This is a genomic window from Paraburkholderia panacisoli (assembly GCF_008369935.1).
Taxonomy (GTDB): Bacteria; Pseudomonadota; Gammaproteobacteria; order Burkholderiales; family Burkholderiaceae; genus Paraburkholderia; species Paraburkholderia panacisoli.
Genome location: NZ_VTUZ01000002.1, coordinates 109,351 through 129,791, shown reverse-complemented (window position 1 = coordinate 129,791; position 20,441 = coordinate 109,351). Strand labels below are relative to the sequence as shown.

Here is a 20,441-nt window from a genome sequence, read left to right as displayed (position 1 = left end):
CTATAACGACTTTTCAAGGCCGCCGTTACGGCTTCCTGACAGCGGAAACAACCCGCGAGGCAGGCTGTAAGGCAGCGGTTTAGCGCCGCGGGGAAGGGGTTTAACTGGGGCCGTTTTCCGCGAGTACAAGGCACAGCGAAGCGCCAGCGGAGTGCTGCAAGGCTGACGGCTCGAAAGCCGTGCCGAGGGCATTGCGCCCATCACGTGTCAAGCCGCCGGCTCGTGGCCGTCCCAACGGACCGGTTGCCGGTTGCCCGCCGCCGGTCGCTCGCAGTGTGCCGCCCAGCTCATCCAAAGAACGCTCCCGATGTCCAATCCGTCCGCCACTTCCACACGCATGAGCGCGCCTGAATTGCGCGCGACCGTGTCGCTTGCCGCCATCTTCGCGCTGCGCATGCTGGGTCTGTTCATGATCATGCCGGTGTTCTCGATCTACGCGAAGACCATCCCGGGCGGCGACAACGTGCTGCTGGTCGGCATCGCGCTCGGCGCGTACGGCGTCACGCAGTCGATGCTCTACATCTTCTATGGGTGGATCTCCGACAAGGTCGGCCGCAAGCCGGTCATCGCGACCGGCCTGCTGATCTTCGCACTTGGCAGCTTCGTCGCGGCGGGCGCGCACGACATGACGTGGATTATCGTCGGCCGCGTGATTCAGGGGATGGGCGCGGTGTCGTCGGCGGTGATCGCGTTTATCGCCGACCTCACGTCCGAAGAGCATCGCACCAAGGCGATGGCGATGGTCGGCGGCAGCATCGGCGTGTCGTTCGCGGTGGCGATCGTCGGCGCGCCGATTGTGTTCCATTGGCTCGGCATGAGCGGGCTGTTCACGCTGGTCGGCATCTTCTCGATTCTCGCGATCGGCCTCGTGCTGTGGGTCGTGCCCGATGCGCCGAAGCCGGTGCACGTGCGCGCGCCGTTCGCTGAAGTGCTGCACAACGTCGAGTTGCTGCGCCTGAACTTCGGCGTGCTCGTGCTGCACGCGACGCAGACCGCGCTGTTCCTCGTGGTGCCGCGCATTCTCGAAGCGGGCGGCTTGCCGGTCGCGTCGCACTGGAAGGTTTATTTGCCGGTGATGGGCCTGTCTTTCGTGATGATGGTGCCGGCGATCATCGCCGCCGAGAAGCGCGGCAAGATGAAGATCGTGCTGCTGTCCGCGATCGGTCTTATCCTGATCGGACAGTTGTTATTGGGCGTCGCTCCGCATACGATTCTCAGTGTGGCGGCGATCCTCTTCGTGTACTTTCTCGGCTTCAACATTCTCGAGGCGTCGCAGCCTTCGCTGGTGTCGAAACTGGCGCCCGGAACCCGCAAAGGCGCGGCGGCCGGCGTGTATAACACTACGCAGTCGATCGGTCTTGCGCTGGGCGGCATGATCGGCGGCTGGCTGCTGAAAGTGGATGGACAAAGCGCGGTGTTCTTTGCCTGTTCGGGGCTTGTCTTTTGCTGGCTTATAATCGCCGCAAAGATGAAACAGCCGCCGCGCAAAGCGTAATAGAGCGCACGCGCGGCGCACTCGGGGGCACATCCCGAATTCACCCAGAACTCACCCGGCGGCGGGCAGAGGCGCGATTCTGGTCTCCGGCCCGCCAGCCATGAGACGCGAACCGCGCATTGTCGCGCCGCCCGTAACGGAATCAACAGGAGAAACTCATGGCATCCGTGAACAAGGTCATTCTCGTCGGCAATCTCGGAGCCGATCCGGAAGTCCGTTATCTTCCGAGCGGCGACGCAGTGGCGAACATCCGCCTTGCGACGACGGATCGGTACAAGGACAAAGCGTCCGGCGAGATGAAGGAAGCCACCGAATGGCACCGCGTGTCGTTCTTCGGCCGCCTCGCGGAAATCGTTTCGGAATATCTGAAGAAAGGCTCGTCGGTGTACCTCGAAGGGCGTATCCGCACCCGTAAGTGGCAGGCGCAGGACGGCACCGATCGTTACTCGACCGAAATCGTCGCCGAGCAGATGCAAATGCTGGGCGGTCGCGGCGGTGCGTCGATGGGCGGCGGCGATGAAGGCGGCTATAGCCGCGGTGAGCCGTCCGAGCGTAGCGGCGGCGGCGGTGGTCGCGCGGTGTCGGGTGGCGGTTCGCGCGGCGGTAACGCTGGCGGTGGTGGTGGCGCGAGCCGCCCGAGCGCGCCGGCCGGCGGCGGTTTTGATGAGATGGATGACGATATTCCGTTCTAATGGGCCCTTTTCGCCCAGCGTAAACAAAAAGCCTGCAACCCCTACCGTTGCAGGCTTTTTTCTTATTTACATTTAATCCGGCCCCATGTATCTTGTCGCGAAGGGCCTACTTTTTTAAATGTAAATAATGAGTGTCCGTTACGCGGTCAAGAACGTCGTTTTTGAGTCGGGAGAACGGTTTGCCTTTCTGGTGGACCGGCGCACGGGCCTCCCGGAATTTGATGTCACGGTATTCACGCTTGTCGAGTTTCGACAACGCGATAGGGCGAGCGCCACTATTGAGCAAGTCTTACGCTCCATAAAGGTTTTCGTGCTCTTTTGCGACCTTCAAGAAATTGTTCTTGAGGAACGGTTGCGCGACGGGCGTCTCCTTGAGATGGGGGAGGTTGACGCACTGGCGCAACTTTGTCGGCTGCCACTGGACTTAATCGAGTCGAGGGCGGAGGAGGGGCTGGTCGACAGCAGCGCCTCCCGCAAGCTTATCGCGTCGCTTGAAACCTACCGTGCACGCTCGAAAGCGCCCAATCGAGAAGTCGCTGGCGATTCCGCCGGCGTTCGCGTGCGCTATATCCGACAGTACCTAAAATGGCGTGTCGACAGACACTTGCTTAGTCTTTCCACACGGCACCCTACCCACGCCGCACTCTCCCTTGCCAAGGATGTTGTGATTCCCGCTCTTGACGCACGCGTTGCAGCGGCGAAGGGGCGAAATAGTGCGAACGCGCGAACCGGTCTTTCGGAGGAAGCACAGACGCGTTTGTGGGAGGTTATCGAACCTGACTCGCAGCAAAATCCGTGGACGGGGCGACATACCAAGGTTCGCAACGCTCTCATTGTGCGCTGGTTCATGGGCCTGGGGGTGCGACGCGGCGAATTGCTGGGCGTCAAGCTAAGCGATGTGGATTTGCGGAAAAACGAGGTATTCATCGCGCGGCGCCCCGACGACAAGGTCGACCCACGCGCTCACCAGCCCAACACAAAGACGCACGACCGGCAGCTCGTCTTGAGTGACGACCTTGCTCGTCGAACCCAAGCGTACATCATCGAAGTGCGACGAGAAATCGCTGGCGCCCGCAAGCACCCATTCCTGTTCGTAGCCAACGGCGGACAGCCCTTGTCTCTACGTGGACTCAACAAGATATTCTCCGTGCTGCGACAGCGGTGCCCTGATTTGCCAGAGGAGGTGTTTCCCCATGCGATTCGACATACATGGAATGACAACTTCTCCAAAACGATGGACGAACAGGGAGAAACTTCGGAGCACGAGAAAAAAATGCGGTCTCGTTTGATGGGATGGAACCCTTCGTCCGAGACCGCCGACACCTACAACAAGCGTCACATCGAGCGCAAATCGAAAAAGGCGTCGATTGAGCTGCAGCAAAAAATGGTGATTCCAAGTGATGAAAGTTGAGTCTGCGGAGGGTCTGCTCACTGCAATACCGTACGTCGGCGCCATACCGAAGACTGTCAGAACACGTGGCGGAGCAGTATTCAGTACTGAAGCCGAGCCATGGGAAATCCATGAAGCCACCCTGAAGGTGCGGTTGCCCTTTGATGCGTTGCCTCCGCTGGGCGACCATTTCCTCTCCGCGTTCAGGTTCGAACTGGTTTGGTACGCCGAACACTCGTCACTTTCGCACTTGAAAAATCTGTTCTATCGAGCGCGGGACTTGCTTTGGCTCATGTTCGATGCGACTGGCGCGCCAATTGAACAAATCACGAGTGTTGACCTGCTGAATTACAAAGGTCACGTAGGGTCGGCCAATGAGTGGAAGGTCGCTTTGCTTTCAGGGCTGTTCAAGCGGTGGCATGCGCACGGTTTGCCGGGCGTGGCCTACGACGCAATCGTGTTGCTTCGTCAATTGCGCCTCAAGGCCAACATTAAGGGAGCAGCAACGGCGACGATGGACCCGGTGAAAGGCCCATTCACGAACATCGAGTTGGAGGCACTGCAAACCGAGTTGAATGCCTCCTATGGCCGGAGGGAAATCGCGCTGAGCGAATATGTCTTGTGCTGGCTATTTATGTTGCTCGGACAGCGACCCAAACAGTACGCGGCTCTGAAGGTTCGAGACATGGTGACAATGCCGGCGAAAGATGGCTTGGTTTCATATTGCTTGCGTGTTCCGCGTGCGAAGACGAGGGACAGCGACGCACGGGGTGCATTCAAGGAGCGCATGCTGACACCTCAGGTTGGCAAGCTCGTCGCCAACTATGCGTTACGCGTCCAATCGGACTTCACCGGCGTGCTCGACGACCCGCTAGATGCACCGCTGTTCCCAGCGAAGGAGATTGGAGCAGCACCTGACGGATATTCGTATCACGCCACTGCCGCCAATTTGGGTTACCGCCTTCAGGCGGCATTGAAAGCTTTGAACGTTGTCTCAGAGCGCACCTGCGACCTTATACACATCAGCCCGAAGCGGTTTCGCCAAACAATAGGAACGCGCGCCGCTGAGGAAGGGCATGGAGAACTGGTAATCGCGGAGTTGCTCGACCACTCAGATACGCAGCACGTGGCTGTTTACGTCGGCTCAACGCCGGCGATTGTCGAAAAAATTGACCGGGCCGTCGCGCTTCAGATGGCACCGCTAGCTCAAGCCTTTACGGGAAAGCTTATTCAGGACGCGTCCGAGTCATCCCGTAGAGAGGACCCAGCCAGTCGGATTAGAGCTCCCGCTATTACCGGTACGTTTGAGGCCGTATCGAGTTGTGGCAAACATGGGTTCTGCGGCTTCCTCAAGCCTATTGCGTGTTACACGTGCAACAGCTTTGAACCTTGGCTCGACGGGCCACACGAGCAAGTGCTTGATTATCTGCTGAGGGAGCGGGAGCGGCTCATGGAAACAACCGATATGCGAATCGCATCTATCAACGACAGAGGCATTCTGGCTGTTGCTCAGGTAATTCAACTTTGCGAAGAAGTGCGCGCTTCGAGGAATGCCGACAATGGCTGAAATAGTCACCTTCGTTCCGCGCGTGGAGCTTGACGCCGAGGAAAATCTGGCCGGATTCGTCGAGCTTTCCAAAACTCAATTGACCGTATTTGGTGCCTCGCTCGACTTCTCGCAAGATGTTTGGGACATCACGGGCAGCGTTGAAGCTAAAGCTAGGTACCATCGGATTCGTTTGCCATTCAGCAATCTTGACACGTCGCATCGACGTGGAAAGCACGACGTGATGATGGCCGAGCCGTTTCTGTCGTTTGCCAAGTCATATATACGTTACCAGCAAGGCATGCGGCCGACCATAAATATTTCCTTCCGCTTAACGGCGCTTCGGGCCATCGAAGCGGCACTTCGTGAAAGCGGGACAGCGAACCCAGTTCACATCGATTCTGGAATCTTGAATCGTGCAGTACAGCTGCTCAAGAGCCTTCCCGGGCGGTTTGCGCCAAGCACGCTCAACCTCGTCGCCGGTCAACTGCAGATACTTGCAGACTTTTTGCAAGCCAATCGTTTGACATCAACGCTCGCTGGATGGCACAACCCAACCAAAAAGCCCGACGACTTCCGCGTAAAAGTCGGTAAAGAGTTTGATGACCGTCGGTCACAAAAGCTCCCTTCGGAGGCCGCGTTGAATGCCTTGCCCAAGGTATTCCTTCTCGCTACGCTGCCGTCGGACGTTTTGGTGTCTTCGTTGGCAGCGGTGCTTTGTTCCGCCCCAGACCGCATCAACGAATGCCTGCTCCTTCCCGAAAAGTGCGAAGTAAGGCAGAAGAACCCAAAAAATGGAGTCGAAAGCTACGGTCTGCGCTGGTGGCCCGCGAAAGGTGCCGCCCCAATGGTTAAATGGGTCATTGCGTCAATGGCAGATGTTGTGACGAAGGCCGTAGGAAGAATTCGTCAAATGACCCAAGAGGCGCGCGAAGTAGCCGCTTGGTACGAGAAAAATCCAAATAAGATTTATTTGCCCGACAGTTTGAAGGCCCTCCGGTCGAGCGAGTGGTTGAGCATGGAGGAGCTCAGCGAAGTCCTGTTCGCAGAACCGGTCGACAGGAACACCGCGTCCCAATGGTGCCATGCAAATGGAATCGAATTGGAGGTTCGCAATCGGCGCGGTTATGTGCGTTTTGCTGACGTGCAAGCCTCCGTACTAAAGGAGCTTCCTCCGGGCTTTCCAGTGTTGAGCGCGCAGACTGGACTTCGCTATCGAGAGGCGCTCTGCGTTGTGCAACGCAACCAACTGCATGCAGCCAAGGCGAGGTTCCGTTGCATAATTGAGCCGATAAGTCAGTTTGCCATTTACAACCGCCTTGGCGCGAGGTCCTCTTCCGGGATTCAATCCATATTCGACAGATGTGGTTTCTTCGAGCCCGACGGGAGTGCTATTCGCGTATCGTCACATCAGTTCCGGCACTATCTGAACACGCTGGCTCAAGCCGGCGGGATGAGCCAGCTTGACATAGCGAAATGGTCCGGGCGTAAGGACGTACGGCAAAACGAGTACTACGACCAACAGTCAACCGAATCGCTGTTGGCACGCGTCCGGACTGCGGTCGGAGACGATACACGCCTGTTCGGACCGCTTTCCGTCGCACCCCGTGCGGTGCTCATCTCGCGCGACGAATTTGCGCGACTCAAGGTTCCTACAGCACATACCACCGACTTCGGATACTGTATCCACGACTACGTTATGTCGCCGTGCCAAATGCATCGTGACTGTCTGAACTGTGAAGAGCAGGTGTGTATAAAGGGGGAGACAGAAAAAGAACAGAGAATCAGGCAGGCGTATGCCGAAGCGACACGATTGCTGACGATGGCTGTCCAGGCGGAAAGAGATGGAGACTTTGGAGCGAGCGAGTGGGTGGAGCATCACCAGCTACACGTCGCAAGGCTAGCCGGAATACTCGAGATTCTGGATAACCCTTCTGTTGCGCGAGGCGCAATTATCCAGCCTGCTCCGGCAAACCGTCCTTCACGCATTGACCAGGCGACTGAATTTCGCCAGGCGCTACCCACTGCGGTGAGGCAAACGGGTGTGTTGCAACCTCTGGCTAATGACGAGGTATCGGTATGAGACGCGTCAGAGCCAAGAATCTCGACGATGAGGTCGTTGCGAGTATCGTCGACCTGCTCGATGGATGGAGCGGAAAGCTTAGTTGGGAACTGCTTATCGATGCTGTTGAGAGGCGGAAGAAGCTACGTTACACCCGGCAGGCGCTGCATCGGCATGAGCGAATCAGATTGGCCTTCGGCGTCCGCAAGGCAGCGCTAGCGGACCAAAGTGACGAGCCGGACACTCACGATGATTCGCCGGAACTCAAATTGGCCCTTGATGAGATAGCGCGTCTGAGGGGTGAGAATCAGCGGCTGGAGAGTGAAAATAATCGGCTCCTCGAGCAGTTCGCTCGCTGGGCATATAACGCGCACACTCGGAACTTGACCCGCGAGTTTCTAAATCAGCCTCTTCCCGGTGTAGACCGCGAGTCCAGTGACCGTCCTCGCAAGGGCCGCCCTATCCAAGTTGCGAAGAAGGGGTAACGATGGCCAATGGGCAACAAATCGCCGAGCAGAACTTGGTCGCCTTTGAGGCCTGGCTGGCGACCAAGACCGAGAACGAATTCCGTGCTATGGCGAGCCGAGGCGTGCTCTCCCGTAAGGAAATCGCCAAGGAGTGCGGCTTTGCGCAGTCCGCCCTGAGCCAGAATCCGCGCATCAAGGCCGTCCTGAAGGCGAAGGAGGATGAATTGCGGGCCGCTGGCGTGCTACCGCCTCTCGCACAGAAAACTGTCGAGGCCGAGGGTGAGCTGCCGCTTCGCGAGGCCGGTCGGCAGCGCGCGTCAATGAACACCGAGCGCTTGAACCGCCTCGAGCTCGATAACGCAGCACTGCGTGCTGAGAATGAGGCATTGAAACGCAAGCTCGAGAAGTACACCCTGCTTGATGAGGCGCTTGCCACGACGGGGAGGCTTCTGCGGTGAGCACTGCGCTGACCCTGCGTGTAACGTCAATTCGGAGCCAGAACCCACGTGGGATGGGCGGCTGCATCTTCGCCGGCCTTGCAATCGACGCGCAGGGGAACGTCTTCGATGCCCGCGCATACTATGTGGTCCGCGCGTCCGGGGCCCTCCTCGGTGAAAACCGGGTCCAGGTTGGGCAATGGTGGCGCGTCGACGGCCCGTGCGTGCAACGCACCAGCCTCGTCAATGGCTTCGAAGTCGCCGAACGGCAAATCGAGCCCACTCAACTGGACTTCTTGCTTCCATCCGGCGAGCATGTCGTGACGCTGATGGCCGAGAGCGACGACTTTCGGGGCATTGGATATGGTAAGGCCCGCAAACTGTGGGAGACGTTTGGCAACCGGTTGTTCGCGTTGCTGGATGAAGGAGATGTCGCAACTCTGACAAAGGTGCTCACCGCGGCGTCAGCAACGCACGCAGTTGCAGCCTGGGCATTGCAGGGAGATACCCGTACGCTCCAGTGGCTTCAGGGACATGGATTCGACACGACGATTGGTCGAAAAATCCTTAAGTTCTTCGGAGCGGACGCGTCCGTCCGTATTGAAGAAGACCCTTATCGCCTTGTCTCGTTCTGTGCCACGTGGAAAGCGGTCGACGGCTTAGCCCGGTCGAAGTTCTCGATACGCCTAGATGACCACAGGCGGCTGCGTGGTGCCATTGAGGAGGCTCTGTACCGTCTGTTCGATTCAGGTCACACGTGTGCTACACGCGCCATGCTCGCGGAGCGGCTGGTTGGCGTGTTCGGCCCGCAGACTCCACAGTTCCGGTGGCGAACACTGATTGACGCCGCACTCGACCAGGGGCACTGGAACGGCAGCTACGTTCTCGGGTACGACGACGTGATTCACCCCACCGGACCGCTGGTTATGGAGACGGCTGTAGCGCAGGCCATCGCGCAGCGGCTTCTAGACCCGTCGGACCAATCCGTCGTCAGTGGCACTGAGCTCGAGAGGCTCTTACAGCGTTACGAGACGGCGGAGGGACTGGCACTGAACGACGAGCAACGTCAGGCGGTGTACGTCGCCGCGAACAACACCTTCGCGCTCGTTACTGGCGGAGCCGGGGTCGGCAAGACGACGGTTCTAAAAGCCATTTACGCTGCCTACGAACGCGCCGGAATTCGCATATATCAGATGGCTCTCGCGGGACGTGCTGCAAAACGGATGCAAGAGTCCACGGGCCGCCCGGCCGCGACCATCGCGAGCTTCCTGAGGAATGTGGGTCGCGAGGCACTCGATGGTTCCTTGGTCGTCGTAGTCGATGAAGCGAGCATGCTAGATATCGTGACGATGCATCGGCTGTGTAGGGAACTGCCCGCGCACGCGCGTTTGCTGCTGGTCGGTGACCCGGGCCAATTGATGCCCGTCGGTCCCGGCCTGGTTCTGCACGCGCTCGTCGGGCTACCTCAAATCTCGTCCTCGGAGCTCAAGGTAGTCAAGCGATATGGCGACGCAATAGCACGGGCCGCACAGGCCATTCGAAACGGCGTGTGGCCGACTCTACCCGCGGACCCAACAGCGCCGATTTCGATGCTGGCCTGTGCGACCTTGCGCCACGATGGACCGGACAGCATCGCTGAGACGGTGCTCAGGCTCTATCAGGTAGACCCGGGGAACACCCAGATTCTCTGTGCTCGAAGAAACGGACCGGACGGGACTCGCGGGCTTAACGCGGCATGTCAGGCTGCGCTGACAGCCGGGTCGCGGCCACTGACACTCTGGAGCGACGAACATGACTCCGCCGTTCGGACCGGCTTCCACGAAAATGACCTTGTGCTATGCACCCGGAATCTGTGGTCGCTTGGCTTGCAGAATGGTTCGCTCGGTCGTCTTGTGCAGATTGAAGACCCGCCCCGAATGCTGACCAACGACGCTGGCGAGGAGAGTGGACTCGCCATAGGTTGGATTCTTTGGGATGACGGAGAGCGGCGACCTGTCTTCGAAGACATGCTCGATGACCTTGAGCTCGGCTTCGCGATTACCGTTCATAAAGCGCAGGGGTCCCAGTGGCCCCGGGTCGTCATACCCGTCACTGGCAATCGGCTGCTTGACCGGACGCTCCTCTACACTGCCATCACTCGCGCGCAAGAGCAGGTCATCTTGGTCGGCGACGTTGACGCTGCACGGGCAGCTGTTGAGGCGATGCCAAGGGCGCACTTCCGGCAGGTTGGTCTCACCGGTCAGTTGCTGAGTCAACTCCAAGCCAGACCTTCGCGACAGCTCGGAAACGTCAATAACACTCCATATGAGCCGGATTTATTGACGAACATAGAACCCACTGTCGCCGAGACCCTTTCACTCACTCACATCGAGCGCTATTGACATTTTTTAGTGCCCATAAGCGTTCTAAAAGAAACGGTATCGAGATGTAAAGGTGGCTCCGGTCTCTCTCGGAAGAGGGAGATTCGGGGCCATTTTTTTGCCGGTGAACGGCGCGGCATCGGTGACGAACACGGGCGACGCCGATGCTTAACGCGGCAGGCCGCTCAATGAACGCCGCGTACGTACCGTGCCCATCCTCACCGCCTCAAATGCGTGAGCGCATCTCTCATCGGCGAACTGGAAATGACGATGGGCCCCGAAAACGGCGTATCCAGATCGACGATTACATAGATCGCCGAAGCAATCGACACTGCCCCCAGCGAAATAGTGACGAGCGCCAGCGTGTTACGCGGCGCAATCAACCCGAAGCTCAGAAAGATCACGCCCAGCCAGAACGTCAGCGTCTTGAAGAAAGGCTGCGAAATCGAACTGTGCGCTTCTTCGATGATCTTCCACCGCGCGTCCACGACGCGCCGGTATTGGGTCAACGCATCTTCGAGTGCGCGCTGTTGCAACGAATCATGCGTTTGCACTTGCCGCAATTCCCGGCCCACCGCGGTCAACATATCGCCGAGCCGCACGTTCTCCAGCTTCTGCGTATTGTCCTGCGTGCCGATGTCCTTCGGATACTCGCCGCTCGGTGCCGGCTCCTGAGGCCACGTCGACGCGATTGCCGCCGCGGCGTACTGGCGCAGCAGATGCCGCGACTGATCGGTATCGCTGCCCAATTCGCGCATGGTCGTGTCGAATTCGATCAGATCGGCCGCAAAGGTGCGCAAATCGTTCGACACGGTGTCGAAGCTCGACTTCGCCGACGCCGTCAGCAGGCCGAGCACCAGCGCGGCAAATGTCACCAGCATGCCGATCACCAGCTGGATGAGCTGCACGGTCTCGTGCGCCTTGTGCTCCTCGGGCAGAAGGGGCCGCACCCACACGCCGATGCCGGTCGCCATCAGCAACAACGCGAACACCAGTAGAGCCGAACCGACTTCTGACATGTCAATGCTCCGAAGACACGCGCCTCGCCACTTTCCCTCAACTGCAATGCGCCGGAAACCCGGACAGTCCCGCAAAAGGAGGCATTGCGCGAATGGTCTCGCGGCCTCGTCCGAATATTGACGGAGCGCAAACGTATGCGCCATCAACCATAAAGTTTTCCGTAATCCCGCCGTAGTCACTCTATGTGGTGTTCGCTTAAATTTTAGACAAAAGTTGCGGGCCTGGCCGAATGGGGTTTGGGCGCAGCACGCGTGGCCGAGGCCGCTTCTGAACCATCGGCCAGGCAACCCCATGGAGACAAGTCCGATGTTGAGAAATCTGTCGATTCGCACCAGCCTCACCCTGATGATCGCGTTCTTCGGCATCGTGCTGCTGATCGGCGCCGCCGCAGGGCTGCTGTCGCTGCGAGCCAGCAACGCGTCGCTGCAGCAGATGTACACCGTGGACACGCCAGCCGTCGCCGACCTCGAAGGCAGCGCCGGACAACTGCTGCGCCTGCGTCTCGCGCTGGCCACTTACGCATCGCTGGTCGAACTGAACGATCAGGATGGCGCGGATGCCGTGCTTAAGCGCTTCGATCAGTACCAGAAAGCATCCAACGATCGTCTGGCCCACTATGTGAGCCGCGCGAGCGCGGATGCCGACGAACAGCGCTTGATCAAGGACATGCAGACGAAGCGCGACACCTTCCTGCACGAGGGCGTCGAACCGGCGCTCGCCGCGCTCAAGTCGGGCGACCGCAACGCATTCCAGCAATTGCAGGCGCACAAGCTGCCGTCGCTCTATAGCGCGTACGAGAAGGCGATGCTCGCGCTCGAACAGTTGCAGCTCGATCACGGCGCGCAGCGCTATCAGGACGCGCAGGACCTGTTCTATGCGATCTCCATTGCGGTGGCGGTCGGCATGGTGCTGTCGCTGCTGGGTGCGTGGCTTGGCCGCGTCGTGCTGATGCGCGCAATCGTCAGTCCGGTCGACGCGACCATCGCGCAGTTCCAGCGGATCGCCAACGGCGACCTGACGAGCCGCATCGACGTGTCGAGCAACAACGAAATGGGCCGTCTCGCGGCCGCGTTGCGCAAGATGCAGGAGTCGCTGATCACGACGGTGAACGCTGTGCGTCAAGGCACCGAATCGATCGACACCGGCGTGAGCGAGATTGCCGCGGGCAACACCGATCTGTCGCAACGCACCGAAGAGCAGGCCGCATCGCTCGAAGAAACGGCGGCGAGCATCGAACAACTCACGTCGACGGTCAAACAGACGGCCGACAACGCGAAGCAGGCGAGTTCGCTCGCGCAGGGCGCGTCGAGCCTCGCCGCACAGGGCGGCGATCTCACCGAGCAGGTGGTGGGGACGATGCATGGCATCGTCGACGACTCGCGGCGGATTGCCGATATTGTCGGCGTGATCGAGGGGATCGCGTTTCAGACCAATATCCTCGCGCTGAACGCGGCGGTCGAAGCGGCGCGCGCAGGCGAGCAGGGGCGCGGCTTCGCGGTGGTCGCGAGCGAGGTCCGCTCGCTCGCGCAGCGCAGCGCGGCGGCGGCCAAGGAGATCAAGGGCTTGATCGATGCGTCGACCGCACGCGTGCAGGCCGGCTCGCAACTGGTTGAACGCTCGGGCTCGACGATGAGCGAGATCGTCGACGCGATCGCGCGTGTCAGTTCGATCATGAGCGAGATCGCGGCGGCCGCGACCGAGCAGAGCACCGGCATCGATCAGGTCAATCTCGCAGTCGCGCAGATGGACGAGGTGACGCAGCAGAATGCCGCGCTGGTCGAGCAGGCTGCTGCTGCGGCGAGTTCGCTGGAAGATCAGGCGCGGCGTTTGTCAGCGGCGGTGGCGGTGTTCCAGACGGGCAGCGGTTCCGCTGGGTCCGCAGCTTCTTTCGCGGGGCGGCGCGCAACTGCTGCCGTTGCGCCGAAGCTGAACGACGCGGGCGAGTTCGCCACGGCTTGACGAGGATGCGCGTTGCGCACGGCGGCGCTTTACGTTTGCGGGACGACAGGCGCCGCGCACGTGAGCGGGCCGTTACGGCATGGCCGCGTAATACTTAGCCAAACTATCTATTTCCGCCGACGTCAACTGCCGCGCCACGTGGCGCATCTGTTCATTGATGTCGTTATGCCGCGCGCCGGAAGCAAACGCGCGCATCTGCCCCGCGAGATAAATCGACGACTGTCCGCCCAGCCACGGCGCCGCACCCTTGCGATCCAACTCGCCATGACAAGCCGCGCAAGGCGCGATATTGCGCTGCGGATCGCCCTGCATTGCCAGCCGCACCGCGTTCGCGTCGGGTTCTTCGCCGACGCGCGGCGTCTCGGCCGCTGGGCCTCGCGCCAGCGACGTATAGTAAGCCGCGAGATCCTGCAGATCCTGATCGCTGCGCGCCACGATGATGGCCTGCATCACCGCGCTCTGCCGCCTTCCGCTCTGATAGTCGCGCAATTCCTTATAGACCGCGTCGGGGTACTGTCCGGCCAGCGCCGGCGCTGTGACCGGCGGCGTGCCGAGCACGCCGTGGCACATCGAGCAGTTCTGCGTGGCGATCGTCGCGCCGCGGCCGATCGAATCCGCGCTGGAGCGCGTCGGGTGCCAGGGCGGCAGCACGACCACCTCGCTCGGCACCGGGCCGCCTGCGCTGGCGCCGCTATACCAGTTCGACGGCGCGCCGGCGGCGCCGCAGATCGTCGCCCATAAGCCACGGTCGCCGAATGCGCTGCTCGCCGAGGGCAGCCAGATGAAACCGATCAGAATCCCCACGATCGCAATCGCAATCGTGCCGCCCACGCTCCAGGTGAACCACGGGTTACGCAAGCTGAAGACGCGTTCCTCACTCATCGCTGCGCTCCGATGACGACCGCCGGCACCGAGGTCTGCGGCAGTCTGAGCAACTGCACGATCGGCACGCTGTAGTTGACGACAGTGAGCCCGATCATCAACGCCACCCACAAGCCGAAGCTATTGAGCGCGGCGGGCACCCGTTCGACCGGATGCACCGCGCTCGCGAAACGGAACGCCTGCGGCTGCACCGCCGGCCCGAATTGAGACTTCGCGAGGATGTAGACGAACAGCACGCCCGACACCACCAGAACCAGGCCACCCACCGCCGACATGCCGACCCAGAACGCCTGGTCCTGCATGCCCGACATGGAGTAGTCGTAAAAGGCCATGCGGCGTGGCGCGCCGAGCAGGCCGACGTAATGCCACGGCAGCGTCACCGTCATCATGCCGATGAACCACAGCCACAATTGCGTGCGCACCAGCTTTTCGGAGAGGATCGCGCGGCCGGTCAATTGCGGCCACAGTTCATACGCGATCGCGAAGTACATGATGACGATCGCTCCGCCGAAAATCAGATGGAAGTGGCCGGTCACCCACTGCGTGTTGTGCACCGTTGCGTTCAGCTGATAGCTCATGTTGATCAGGCCGCCCGCGCCGCCGAGCCCGAGCATCACGAACGAGAACGCGATCACCAGCATCATCGGGTTACGCCACGGCAATGCGGTGAGCCAGCCGAACGCGCCCTTGCCGCCGCGCAGCCGGCCAGCGATTTCCACCGACGCGCAAATCGTGAACACGGTCAGCAGCGTCGGCACCGACACCATGCCGGTGAACACCGCGTGCAGAAACTTGAAGCCGGAGCCGACCTGCGGATCGACGAACAGATGGTGGATGCCGATCGGCATCGCGAACACGAGGAACATGATGAACGACACGCGCGCCATCGCATCGCTGTAGAGCCGTCCACCGATCGCGCGCGGCACCAGCGTGTAGTAAGCGATGTACGCCGGAACCAACCAGAAGTAGACGATCGCATGCAGCGTCCACGAGAACAGGATGCGCGAGAGGCCGGCGTCGATCGTGCGGGTCAGGCCGAAGGCGACCGGCAGGATCTGGAACAGGATTTCGAGCGCCGCGCCGACGGCAGTCCACGCCCACAGATACGCGCCCGCCACGTTGGCGAACATCGCGAGCGGCACCGCCTTGCCCGGGTTCGCGCGCTTCCAGATGCGCAGGTTCACGTGCATCAGCGCGACCCAGATCCACGAGCCGACCACCACCAGCACCACGCCCAGGTAATAGAACGGGCTGCCGATCATCGGCGGATAGAAGGTGTAGAGAACCGAGGCCGAGCCGAGCGCGACCGGCACCATCGCCATGACCGCGCCGACCGCCAGCATGATGAACGCGGCCCATGCCCACTTGAGGCCGGCGAGGCGCTGTGCGAGCGCGAGTTCGACGATGGCGTAGCCGAAGCCCATCGACACCAGCGTCGGCATCACGTAGGCCATCACCGAGCCGTGCGCGGTCACCGAGCGGTAGTACAACTCGGGGTCGCCAATCCACGGCACCAGCGGACTGCGCACCAGCATCTGCCACGCGCCGAGAAAGAGCGCGATCAGGAACGTGATGAAGGCGAGCCAGAAATGCGCGAGAACGAGTCGCTTAGCGTGAAACACAGCTCAGCCTCCGTGATTGTCGGGCTTGCTCGAAGAAGGCGGCTTTGTCGATCACTTTCACATGCGCCCACATGGTCTGATGGCCGAAGCCGCAGAATTCGTGGCACGGCATGGCGTGATCGGCGGGGTGGTCGAACTGCGTGTTCAGCGTGGCGACGTAGCCCGGCACGACCATCGTGTTGATGTTGGTATCGGTGACGAGCAGGCCGTGCACCACGTCGGCACTGGTGGTGCGGATCGTGATCGGCGTGTCGGCGGGCACCAGCAGGCATTGCGGCGTGAACGAATACTGCTGCGCGATGAAGCGCACGATCACCGAGCCGTCCGGCTGCACCGCGCTGCCGAGATTGTCCTCGACGAATTCGCCCGACAGTTGCAGGCGCGCGGGGTCGATCGTTTCGACGCGCGACGGCGGCATCATCGCCCAATGCAGGCCGGAGAAGACGATCACGGCCAGCATCAGCACGATCAGCCCGACCGCGAAGATCGCCCAGCGGCGCTCGGCGCGCATCGCGACCGCGTGGCCGCTATCCGGTTGATGATTGGGATTGGTCGACATGGTCAGTGAATGATGCCGCGCGGCAGGAACGCGAAAAAGTAGAAGCCGAACCAGATCGCCATGACGATCACCGTGGCGACGCCGGCCAGCGCGATGGCGCCATGCGGACCCGCCGCGACGACGCGTTCCACTTCGTCGTCGGTGGGCGGGGGCGCGTTGCGGGTGTCGTTCGCATCCATCTCGTGGGTTCTCCAGTGCGGCGGTTCAATGTAGCGGCGCCTTGCGCAACTCGCTGACCTCGCGGGCCGTCACCGGCTGGCCGTGATTGCCCCAGGCCGTGCGGATATAGGTGACCACGGCAGCCGCCTCGGCGTCGTTCAGTTCCTGCGCAAACGGCGGCATCCCATATGGCTGCGGGTTGCGCTTCGTGCCCGGCGGGAAGCCGCCGTTGAGGACGATGCGGATCGGATTCACCGCCGAATCCATTTCGATCGACTGATTGCCCGCGAGCGGCGGGTAGTGAGGCAACTGGCCTTCGCCGTTGGCGCCGTGGCACAGCGCGCATTTGTCGGCGTAGATCTGTTTGCCGAGCGCGAACGTCTTGGGATCGACTTTCGCGGACGGTCCGGTCTTGCGGCCTTGATTGTCGGGCAGTGACTTCAGATAAACGGCCATCGCGCGGATGTCGTCGTCGCTCAGGTGCTGCAGGCTGTGATAGGTGACTTCGGCCATCGGGCCATACACGGCGCCGCGCGCGGAGGTGCCCGTCTGCAACAGGTCCACGATGTCCTGGATGCTCCAGTCGCCGAGGCCGCCGTCCTTGTCGGATGTCAGCGACGGCGCGTACCAGTTCTGCACCGGGATCAGACCGCCGGCGAACTGATCGCGCGGCGAAGAGCCGCCGAGCATGTTGATTTTGGTGTGGCACATCGAGCAGTGCCCGAGCCCTTCGACCAGATACGCGCCGCGATTCCATTCGACCGACTTGGTCGGGTCGGGCTGGAACTCGCCTTCGCGGAAATACAGCGTGCGCCATCCATATAACAGATCGCGCTGGTTGAACGGGAAGCGCAGCGTGTGCTTGCGATTAGGCTGGCGCACCGGCTCGACGGTGCGCAGAAAAGCGAAGATCGCGTTCGAATCCTCGCGGGTGACCTTGGTGTACTGGGCGATCGGCATCGCGGGATAGATCAGCGAGCCGTCCGGTTTGCGGCCGGTGCGCATCATCTTGAAGAACGCTTCCTCGCTCCACGTGCCGATGCCGTATTGCGCATCCGGTGTGATGTTCGGCGAATACAGCGTGCCGAACGGCGTTTCCATCGCGAGGCCGCCGGCAAACAGCTTGCCGCGCGGCGCGGTGTGACAGGCGATGCAGTCGCCGGCGCGCGCCAGATATTCGCCGCGTTTGACGATGTCGGGGCGAGTGTCGTTGGGGTCGCTATGGGCGGGGGTGATGGTGGTGAAGGGGCTGGGCGGGGATTGCGGTGTGGCTGGCGTCGCGGTGTCGGCGGCGCGTGCTTCGGCGATCAGCGGCACATGCAGCGCATGAAGCAGCGCAGCGCCACCGGTTGCGATCAGGCACGCGCTTAGCGAGCCGGAAGCGAGCGATGCAGCCACACGACGGCGAGGTGCCGTAGCGTGTGCAACGCAGCGCGAAGCGCGCAACGATGAGGCGCACGACAAACGGCTCGCGAAACGACGCACAAAACGACTCGACGCGAACCACGCGCAACGCTTCGACGGGCCACCGGCAAAGTAGCACGAGACGACGCTCAGGAAGCACCACGAAACAAACCGCGAGGCAGAGCGCATCCCAGCGCCGCAAACGCCGCTCAACGCCCGACCCAACCCCAGCAAGCAAAGTATCGGCTTCATTGCGGTTGGCTCCCGCATGCAAGAGGCAGCCGCTCAGCGGACGCCGGTGCGGGCCGTGGATCGGCCGGACGCGGTTGGCGCGCGAGCCAGCTCGATACCGCGGTGATGTCCCGGTCGTTCAGCTTGACCGCGATCGTATGCATACAGTCCGGTTCGAGCGCGCGACGCGTGCCCGAGCGCCATGTACCCATCTGTCCGGCGATGTAGCTCGCATGCAGCCCGAGCAGGCCAGGAATGCCCGGCTGCGTGCCGGTCATGCGCGCGCCGTGGCACGCGATGCACGCCGGTATCTTGCGCGCCGGGTCGCCGTGCATCACGAGCTGCTGACCGGCGGCAAGCACCTTGGGCGAGACCTCGGTGTGATCGGCGTCAGGATAGGGCGGTTGCAGGGCGGCGAAGTACTCGCTGATCTGGCGCAGATAGTCGTCGGGCAGAAACGCGAGCAGGTAGCCCATCGGCGGATAGGTGCGGCCGCCGTCGCGGAAGGCGGTCAGCTGATTGAACAGATAGTCCGCTGGCTTGCCGGCGATGCGTGGAAAGTAATCGTTATTGCGGCCCTGGCCTTGCACGCCGTGACACGAGGTGCAGGCGCGCACGCGCTCGTCCATGCCCGGGGGCATCGCGCCGGGCGCGTCGGCGGCCGCGAGCGCCGCGCCGCTCCACAGCACGTAAAACGCGAACAGTACCGAAGATCCGATAGTTCTACGATGCACGCGAGGCCTCGTTGGGGAACGTTCTTTTTCTCGATTTGTTTCTCATGCGTGCGCTCGCGGATCGATTCGCGAATCCAACGGACGACGCATCGCGGGTCTGCCAGTTTTTTTCTTATGACGACTGCGTTACTGCAAATCGGAACGGATTTAATTTGGATGGCGAAACAATATTCGATGCGGCGATGCAATTGCTTGACTCAAACAATGATCCGCCTGAATGCGCCGGTGGATGGCGGCTTTCGGGCTGCGGGAACGGCACCTGAAACGTGCTGCAGCGTGTAGCAGGTTGCAGCAATTTATCCAAAGCGTCAATAGCAGACAAAGATTGGAAAGTCGTACGTCTGTTCATCATAGGCGGCAGTCAGAGCGCTTTCAACGTCCTATTTTGCGGGCTCTTTCTACGTAAATGCTATCGCGCGACTGTGATTGTTTGATGCTGATCAAATTCCCGTCACGCGAAGAGGCGCATCAAGGCCATCCGTGCGTTGCTCACGCGTTCGCTTTCGCCGGGACGTCCCGGAAGCAGATGAAATTCCACTGCGGGCAACGCGGGCAGCCCGATGTTCGCCGCACAGGCCACCACGCCGCCGCCAATCGACGATTCGTTCAGGCAGGAAATGCCGAGCCCGGCCTTCAACGCCAGTTGCAAACCCGCGACGCCCGACGCGGAATGCGAGACCAGATACGGCACGTTGTGCTCGTCGAGCAGCTTGACCACGAAACGCTGCAGCTGGCAGCTCGACGGTAGCAGCACCAGTTGATACGGCGCGGCCGGTCGCGGCGCGGCGTCGGCGGCGCTCACCCACAGCAGCTTTTCGCGCCGCACCACGGTGCTCGCCGCGCCGGCGCGCCGGCCGCTCGAGTGCGGCTTGCCGGTGACGAGCCGCAACGAAAGGCCGATGTCGAACGACGCATCGTCATCGGCATTGCTGTCGATCACGGCGCTCGGCAGCACGGTGACATGCAGCTTCAGGCGCGGGTGCTGTTCGGAGAACGCCTTGAGAATGCGCGCGATGTCGTGCGGGCGGTAATAGTCGGTGATTGCGATGCGCAGTTCGCCATCGAGCGAACGGCCTTGCAGGTCTTCGAACGCCGCTTCGCTCATTGCGATGATGCGCCGCGCGTGGTCGAGCAGACGGCTGCCGGCGGCGGTGGCGTTGACGCCCTGCTTGCTGCGCACGAAGAGCGGCTGGCCGGCGCGCTCCTCGAGTTTCTTCAACTGCTCGCTCACCGACGACTGCGACAGGAACACGCGTTGCGCGCCCGCCGACACGCTGCCCGATTCGGCGACGGCGACGAAAGTGCGCAACTGCGCGAGGTCGAATCCGCGTTGGCTCATGATTCGGTATATCCGATGGAAGTCATCTGAATTTCCGGCTTTTCCGATGGAAAGCCCACCCGTAGGATACCCCCAGATTATTT

The 20,441-nt window shown here is 61.3% G+C and carries 17 protein-coding genes; 9 read left to right on the top strand and 8 right to left on the bottom strand.

All coding sequences use genetic code 11. The features are described 5' to 3' along the window. The first annotated feature begins 307 nt into the window (after window positions 1–307). From FVF58_RS03135 to FVF58_RS03100, 8 genes are all read left to right on the top strand, one after another. The gene (locus FVF58_RS03135) at window positions 308–1,495 is read left to right on the top strand and encodes an MFS transporter (protein ID WP_149668466.1); all 1,188 of its coding nucleotides are present in this window, start codon (window positions 308–310) and stop codon (window positions 1,493–1,495) included. Between the two features lie 158 nt (window positions 1,496–1,653). Next, window positions 1,654–2,187, top strand: coding sequence for a single-stranded DNA-binding protein (locus FVF58_RS03130; protein ID WP_149668465.1), 534 nt, complete (start codon window positions 1,654–1,656; stop codon window positions 2,185–2,187). Between the two features lie 127 nt (window positions 2,188–2,314). After that, the gene (locus tag FVF58_RS03125) at window positions 2,315–3,598 is read left to right on the top strand and encodes a tyrosine-type recombinase/integrase (protein ID WP_149668464.1); all 1,284 of its coding nucleotides are present in this window, start codon (window positions 2,315–2,317) and stop codon (window positions 3,596–3,598) included. Continuing rightward, on the top strand, window positions 3,588–5,144 hold the full coding sequence (locus FVF58_RS03120) for a site-specific integrase (protein WP_281291133.1): 1,557 nt from the start codon (window positions 3,588–3,590) through the stop codon (window positions 5,142–5,144). Before FVF58_RS03125 ends, FVF58_RS03120 begins: the two co-directional genes overlap by 11 nt. Next, entirely contained in the window at window positions 5,137–7,206 is a 2,070-nt protein-coding gene (locus FVF58_RS03115; protein ID WP_149668463.1) for an integrase, read from the top strand. The genes FVF58_RS03120 and FVF58_RS03115 overlap by 8 nt, the downstream gene beginning before the upstream one ends. After that, window positions 7,203–7,670 (top strand): hypothetical protein, encoded by a 468-nt coding sequence (locus FVF58_RS03110; protein ID WP_149668462.1) that lies wholly within the window; start codon window positions 7,203–7,205, stop codon window positions 7,668–7,670. The genes FVF58_RS03115 and FVF58_RS03110 overlap by 4 nt, the downstream gene beginning before the upstream one ends. 2 nt (window positions 7,671–7,672) lie before the next feature. After that, window positions 7,673–8,110, top strand: coding sequence for a VPA1267 family protein (locus FVF58_RS03105; RefSeq protein ID WP_149668461.1), 438 nt, complete (start codon window positions 7,673–7,675; stop codon window positions 8,108–8,110). Beyond that, window positions 8,107–10,470, top strand: coding sequence for an ATP-dependent DNA helicase (locus FVF58_RS03100; protein ID WP_223191117.1), 2,364 nt, complete (start codon window positions 8,107–8,109; stop codon window positions 10,468–10,470). Before FVF58_RS03105 ends, FVF58_RS03100 begins: the two co-directional genes overlap by 4 nt. A gap of 197 nt (window positions 10,471–10,667) precedes the next feature. On the opposite strand, the gene FVF58_RS03095 is transcribed toward FVF58_RS03100, so the two are convergent. Then, window positions 10,668–11,468 (bottom strand): bestrophin-like domain, encoded by an 801-nt coding sequence (locus FVF58_RS03095; protein ID WP_149668460.1) that lies wholly within the window; start codon window positions 11,466–11,468, stop codon window positions 10,668–10,670. A 307-nt stretch (window positions 11,469–11,775) separates the two neighbouring features. Between FVF58_RS03095 and FVF58_RS03090 the strand changes: the two genes are divergently transcribed. Then, window positions 11,776–13,428, top strand: a complete 1,653-nt coding sequence (locus FVF58_RS03090; RefSeq protein WP_149668459.1) for a methyl-accepting chemotaxis protein — start codon at window positions 11,776–11,778, stop codon at window positions 13,426–13,428. Window positions 13,429–13,500: 72 nt separating this feature from the next. On the opposite strand, the gene FVF58_RS03085 is transcribed toward FVF58_RS03090, so the two are convergent. The 7 genes from FVF58_RS03085 to FVF58_RS03060 form a co-directional block, all read right to left on the bottom strand. Next, window positions 13,501–14,310 (bottom strand): c-type cytochrome, encoded by an 810-nt coding sequence (locus FVF58_RS03085; protein WP_149668458.1) that lies wholly within the window; start codon window positions 14,308–14,310, stop codon window positions 13,501–13,503. Further along, complete coding sequence (locus FVF58_RS03080) at window positions 14,307–15,932, bottom strand: b(o/a)3-type cytochrome-c oxidase subunit 1 (RefSeq protein ID WP_149668457.1); 1,626 nt, start codon at window positions 15,930–15,932, stop codon at window positions 14,307–14,309. Before FVF58_RS03080 ends, FVF58_RS03085 begins: the two co-directional genes overlap by 4 nt. Beyond that, window positions 15,919–16,491 (bottom strand): cupredoxin domain-containing protein, encoded by a 573-nt coding sequence (locus FVF58_RS03075; protein ID WP_149668456.1) that lies wholly within the window; start codon window positions 16,489–16,491, stop codon window positions 15,919–15,921. The genes FVF58_RS03080 and FVF58_RS03075 overlap by 14 nt, the downstream gene beginning before the upstream one ends. Window positions 16,492–16,493: 2 nt before the next feature. Next, entirely contained in the window at window positions 16,494–16,670 is a 177-nt protein-coding gene (locus tag FVF58_RS51185) for a hypothetical protein (RefSeq protein WP_188130695.1), read from the bottom strand. 25 nt (window positions 16,671–16,695) lie between these two features. Next, window positions 16,696–18,048 (bottom strand): c-type cytochrome, encoded by a 1,353-nt coding sequence (locus FVF58_RS03070; protein WP_246216914.1) that lies wholly within the window; start codon window positions 18,046–18,048, stop codon window positions 16,696–16,698. A 254-nt stretch (window positions 18,049–18,302) separates the two neighbouring features. After that, entirely contained in the window at window positions 18,303–19,019 is a 717-nt protein-coding gene (locus FVF58_RS03065) for a c-type cytochrome (protein ID WP_149668455.1), read from the bottom strand. A 451-nt stretch (window positions 19,020–19,470) separates the two neighbouring features. After that, window positions 19,471–20,358, bottom strand: coding sequence for a LysR family transcriptional regulator (locus FVF58_RS03060; protein ID WP_149668454.1), 888 nt, complete (start codon window positions 20,356–20,358; stop codon window positions 19,471–19,473). Between the last annotated feature and the right edge of the window lie 83 nt (window positions 20,359–20,441).

What these genes read in the sequence shown, in the direction of transcription:
- FVF58_RS03135 (WP_149668466.1), top strand. Translation starts at nt 308, where the DNA reads ATGTCCAATCCGTCCGCCACTTCCACACGCATGAGCGCGCCTGAATTG.
- FVF58_RS03130 (WP_149668465.1), top strand. Translation starts at nt 1,654, where the DNA reads ATGGCATCCGTGAACAAGGTCATTCTCGTCGGCAATCTCGGAGCCGAT.
- FVF58_RS03125 (WP_149668464.1), top strand. Translation starts at nt 2,315, where the DNA reads ATGAGTGTCCGTTACGCGGTCAAGAACGTCGTTTTTGAGTCGGGAGAA.
- FVF58_RS03120 (WP_281291133.1), top strand. Translation starts at nt 3,588, where the DNA reads ATGAAAGTTGAGTCTGCGGAGGGTCTGCTCACTGCAATACCGTACGTC.
- FVF58_RS03115 (WP_149668463.1), top strand. Translation starts at nt 5,137, where the DNA reads ATGGCTGAAATAGTCACCTTCGTTCCGCGCGTGGAGCTTGACGCCGAG.
- FVF58_RS03110 (WP_149668462.1), top strand. Translation starts at nt 7,203, where the DNA reads ATGAGACGCGTCAGAGCCAAGAATCTCGACGATGAGGTCGTTGCGAGT.
- FVF58_RS03105 (WP_149668461.1), top strand. Translation starts at nt 7,673, where the DNA reads ATGGCCAATGGGCAACAAATCGCCGAGCAGAACTTGGTCGCCTTTGAG.
- FVF58_RS03095 (WP_149668460.1), bottom strand. Translation starts at nt 11,468, where the DNA reads ATGTCAGAAGTCGGTTCGGCTCTACTGGTGTTCGCGTTGTTGCTGATG.
- FVF58_RS03090 (WP_149668459.1), top strand. Translation starts at nt 11,776, where the DNA reads ATGTTGAGAAATCTGTCGATTCGCACCAGCCTCACCCTGATGATCGCG.
- FVF58_RS03085 (WP_149668458.1), bottom strand. Translation starts at nt 14,310, where the DNA reads ATGAGTGAGGAACGCGTCTTCAGCTTGCGTAACCCGTGGTTCACCTGG.
- FVF58_RS03075 (WP_149668456.1), bottom strand. Translation starts at nt 16,491, where the DNA reads ATGTCGACCAATCCCAATCATCAACCGGATAGCGGCCACGCGGTCGCG.
- FVF58_RS51185 (WP_188130695.1), bottom strand. Translation starts at nt 16,670, where the DNA reads ATGGATGCGAACGACACCCGCAACGCGCCCCCGCCCACCGACGACGAA.
- FVF58_RS03060 (WP_149668454.1), bottom strand. Translation starts at nt 20,358, where the DNA reads ATGAGCCAACGCGGATTCGACCTCGCGCAGTTGCGCACTTTCGTCGCC.